At 45.1% G+C, this 3,636-nt stretch carries 3 protein-coding genes and 2 pseudogenes; 2 read left to right on the forward strand and 3 right to left on the reverse strand.

Features of this window, described 5'->3' with window-relative positions; translation table 11 throughout:
* A pseudogene (locus tag PX484_RS14800) lies at positions 1-338 on the reverse strand (thylakoid membrane photosystem I accumulation factor); the annotation flags it as partial.
* A 47-nt stretch (positions 339-385) separates the two neighbouring features.
* Here PX484_RS14800 and PX484_RS14805 point away from each other — a divergent pair.
* On the forward strand, positions 386-880 hold the full coding sequence (locus PX484_RS14805) for a J domain-containing protein (protein WP_002763788.1): 495 nt from the start codon (positions 386-388) through the stop codon (positions 878-880).
* 5 nt (positions 881-885) lie between these two features.
* A pseudogene (locus PX484_RS14810) lies at positions 886-1,158 on the forward strand (DUF3143 domain-containing protein).
* Positions 1,159-1,392: 234 nt separating this feature from the next.
* Here PX484_RS14810 and arsS read toward each other — a convergent pair.
* Entirely contained in the window at positions 1,393-2,370 is a 978-nt protein-coding gene (arsS, locus tag PX484_RS14815; protein WP_288104454.1) for an arsenosugar biosynthesis radical SAM (seleno)protein ArsS, read from the reverse strand.
* Positions 2,371-2,499: 129 nt separating this feature from the next.
* Positions 2,500-3,636: LCP family protein (locus tag PX484_RS14820; RefSeq protein ID WP_288104456.1), on the reverse strand; the 1,137-nt coding region annotated here is incomplete at its 5' end.

Below are 3,636 nucleotides of genomic sequence, written 5' to 3' on the forward strand. Positions count from 1 at the left end.
AAGGGGATAGAATCGACAGTAACGGGGATAATACTGGCGGCGCGACCGTAAAACTCTTGAAAACGGGAGACAATCGCCGCAAATCGCTTACAATCACTACTATCATCCAGATAATAGACAATAATAGCCGGAATTTTCCGTTGAAAAGTTTCCGCTAAATTTAAACGCGGTGGTACGAGGGAACCATTACCCGCATAGACCACAAAAATATTACCATCGAGGCGATCGTCATCGATCCCCGCGTAGGCGCTAGGGGTTAGCCAAGGAGACAAACTCGTCAGGGCCATAATAAGAAAGACAAGACAGATCCGAAGACGCAGGCGATAACGAGATTTCATGATCAACAGAGTTAGAATATTAAGACAATTTTTCGGTAAAAAATCTTGTGACCTTCGAGCGCGATAATTCCCAAACCACCTCGCGAGTCATTGCCGCTAACTCGCGCTTTGCCAATACCTATTATGCCATTCTAGGACTACATCCGAGTGCCTCGGTGATCGAAGTGCGACGCGCCTATCGGGAACTTAGCAAACGATACCACCCCGATACTACCGAACTCAGCCCCGAAGTGGCAACGGTTAAATTCCAGCGTCTTAACGAAGCTTATGCCACCCTGAGTAATCCTGATCGCCGTTCCCTGTATGATTTACAGATAGGTTACTCCCGCTGGAATGTCATCCAAACCATCCCCGATAGCGATGAACCTATAGCTAATCGTAGCGCCTATCTCGATCCGACCGATCGTCCCCTATCTTCGGGAGAAATTTTTGCTTTGTTTATCTTGGCACTCACCCTGCTCGGCTGCTTGTTACTAGCGGTGATTATTGCTATGCTTCGAGGAGAGAATGCCGTCACTGTAGCCCAATTATTTTTGATTTAGATGCGATGAAGATTCCCACTGCCGATACTCCCCTCTATAATCATCCCTTACCGGCGATCGAAGCATGGCTAGTTAAGTTAGGTTGGCGGAAAAATACCGAGAATGTCCACTGATGGACTGTGGAAAAACCGACATGGAAAGCGGAAATCTGCCTCGAAATTGAAGAAATCACCGTTCGTTACTTTCGGGCAGCCAATGACGGCAGTGACATCAATCGCGCTTTTAAATACTCCCTTAGTCGCCAAGATATCGAATCGGCGGTTTTTTCTGGTCCCTAATCAATAGTCCAACTTTTGACTAAAAAGTGCCAGCGATTGGAGCGATCGGGGGGAGAATTCAGGGACTTTTTCCCTGAAAATTGGCTAATTGACCACCTGAAAATCGGTAAAACCCCACACCCTACACCCCACACCCTACCCCGTTAAGACAGCACCGGAGTTGGTAGCAGGGAGAGCTAGTCCGAGCATTTGTACTAAATTTTCCGAGGCACGCTGTCAATCCAGTACACTTGTTCAGTTTGCAATCAAAGCTCCCCCACAACTGGAACCGCTGCCAGCAGTGCAACCGTAGCAATAGGAAGCGGTTTGTACCTCTGCAATTACATCTAAACTACCCGCTTGTAATAAATCCGGCAGGGTTAATTTTTGGCCTTGACTGGTGCAAGCGGCCAAATCCTCCATCTGATTAAAATCGCAGTCATAGATATTACCCAAATAATCGATCGAAAGCTGATTACGACACATCAAATGTTCGACAGTATCGCCATTAAAATGGTCTTCGAGGAATTGAAGATAGGGTTGATGGAGTTGCCGGTGTTCCAGATGGAAGCGCATCCTTCCAACGGGTAGGTTAGTGATAGTAAACAGATTGTTAAAAGAAATATTAAAATGTTCTTGCAAGAACTTTTTGTAATCCCGTGTCAGGGATACCTGATCCGGTGTGAGAGAAAAATTATCTGACTTAGGAATCTGGGGATTATAGACTAAATCCACAATCAAATTCGGCTCTTGAGCGTAGCCGAGACGGTTCAACCATTGTAAAGCAGCAATCGATCGATCATAGACTCCCAGACCGCGCATTTTATCCACATTATCGGCAAGATAACAGGGTAAAGAAGCCACCACCCGCAGCTGATGGCCCGCGCAATATTCAGGAATATCAGTAAATCCTTTCTCGAAATAAATAGTTAAATTCGAGCGCACAATTACCTGTTTCCCAGCTTTTCTAGAGATTTCCACAATTGGCTTAAAACCGTAGAGCATTTCTGGAGCGCCGCCGGTCAGATCGACGGTTTTAATTTGGGGAAATCTTGCGATCAGTTCGATAATTTGTTCGCACACTTCTGGAGTCATTTCTTCGGAGCGAACTGGACTTGCTTCCACATGACAATGGCTACAAGCAAGGTTACATTTTTTTCCCAAATTAATTTGCAGAACCGAGATTTTTTGCTTAGTTAAAGGAGTTTTTATTTTCTCAACAAAAGGGGTCATGGGAGAGTAAACAGTAATCAGTAAACAGTGAACAGTAAACAGTGACCAATCACTAATCAATGATAACTGATAATGGATGAGTTTTTTGTCAATGGGTAACTCCTAACTCAGATAAACTTGATTTTTCTCTTAGTTGCCAGGGGATAGATCAGAAAGATTAGCTGATTTTTCTTGCCAATCTTGACCAATTTTAATCGTCACATCAGAAGCGAGATTTCCCGTACTTTCCACCAAAACTTCCCCGACACCAAGGCTATTATGCAGGGCAGCAGCCAGGGAATCATCCCCTTTTTGAGCAATAATTTTGGTAGTTTCTAGAATTGGCGATGAAGACTTAGAGACAAAAACATTTTCATAACCAAACGAGCGCAGATATCTGACTAGAGTTTGCACCGCTTCTGGATTATCGATGCTATCTTCCACAGCTATGCGAGTCGGTTGCGTGGTTTCTTCGATGTCAGCGATAAAAGAGCCGTGGTTAAAATGTTGAGCCACTAGCTCTTGAATTTTACTTTGATTGGGCAACCAATAACTGATCCCTTGCCGACCATCACCATTAAAGTCTCCGGGTAGCAGTAGCATCTGCACATCAGCGCGCTGAGTTTTGGATGCAAAACCAGCTAGGGCGAGTAACTCCTCTAAACTGAGATTAGTATCGATATGGGTGCGGATAACCTCGATAATATCGGGAATTTTCAGTAAAGTTGCTGGTTTTAGGGTTTGTTCTACTAAGGACCGCATTAATTGCTGTTGTCGTTGGATACGACCGATATCGCCGTTAGCATCGTAACGAAAACGGGCAAACTGGAGGAATTTCTCGCCGTTGAGGTGTTGTTCCCCTTTTTTCAGGTCAATGTAGAGGTGTTGACTAAAATCTTGATACTTCATGTCTTTGGGAACATATACCGTCACCCCCCCCAAAGCATCAATTAATTTTTCCACACCCTGCACATTAATGCGAACATAGCGATCGATAGCCACTCCGTCCAAAAGATGACTAACCGTTTCCGCCGTTAAAGCCGGTCCACCGAGGGCGTTAGCTTCATTGATTTTTTTCTCCCCGTAACCCTCGATATCGGCGCGGGTATCCCGGGGGATGGAAAGCATGGTTAACTTCTGTCTTTGGGGGTCAAAACGCAGTAACAGCATGGTATCGGTTAAACCATCCAAGGAATTAACCGGGGCATGATAACCCAGATCTGGGGTTTGTGCCTCCTTGACATCGGATGTCAACACTTTCGCGCCAACTACCAGAATATTAACGGG

This window comes from Microcystis sp. M49636_WE2, assembly GCF_030065375.1.
Classification (GTDB): Bacteria; Cyanobacteriota; Cyanobacteriia; order Cyanobacteriales; family Microcystaceae; genus Microcystis; species Microcystis aeruginosa_C.

Excerpts from the sequence above, each read along its gene's own strand:
- arsS (WP_288104454.1), bottom strand. The coding sequence starts at position 2,370 with ATGACCCCTTTTGTTGAGAAAATAAAAACTCCTTTAACTAAGCAAAAA.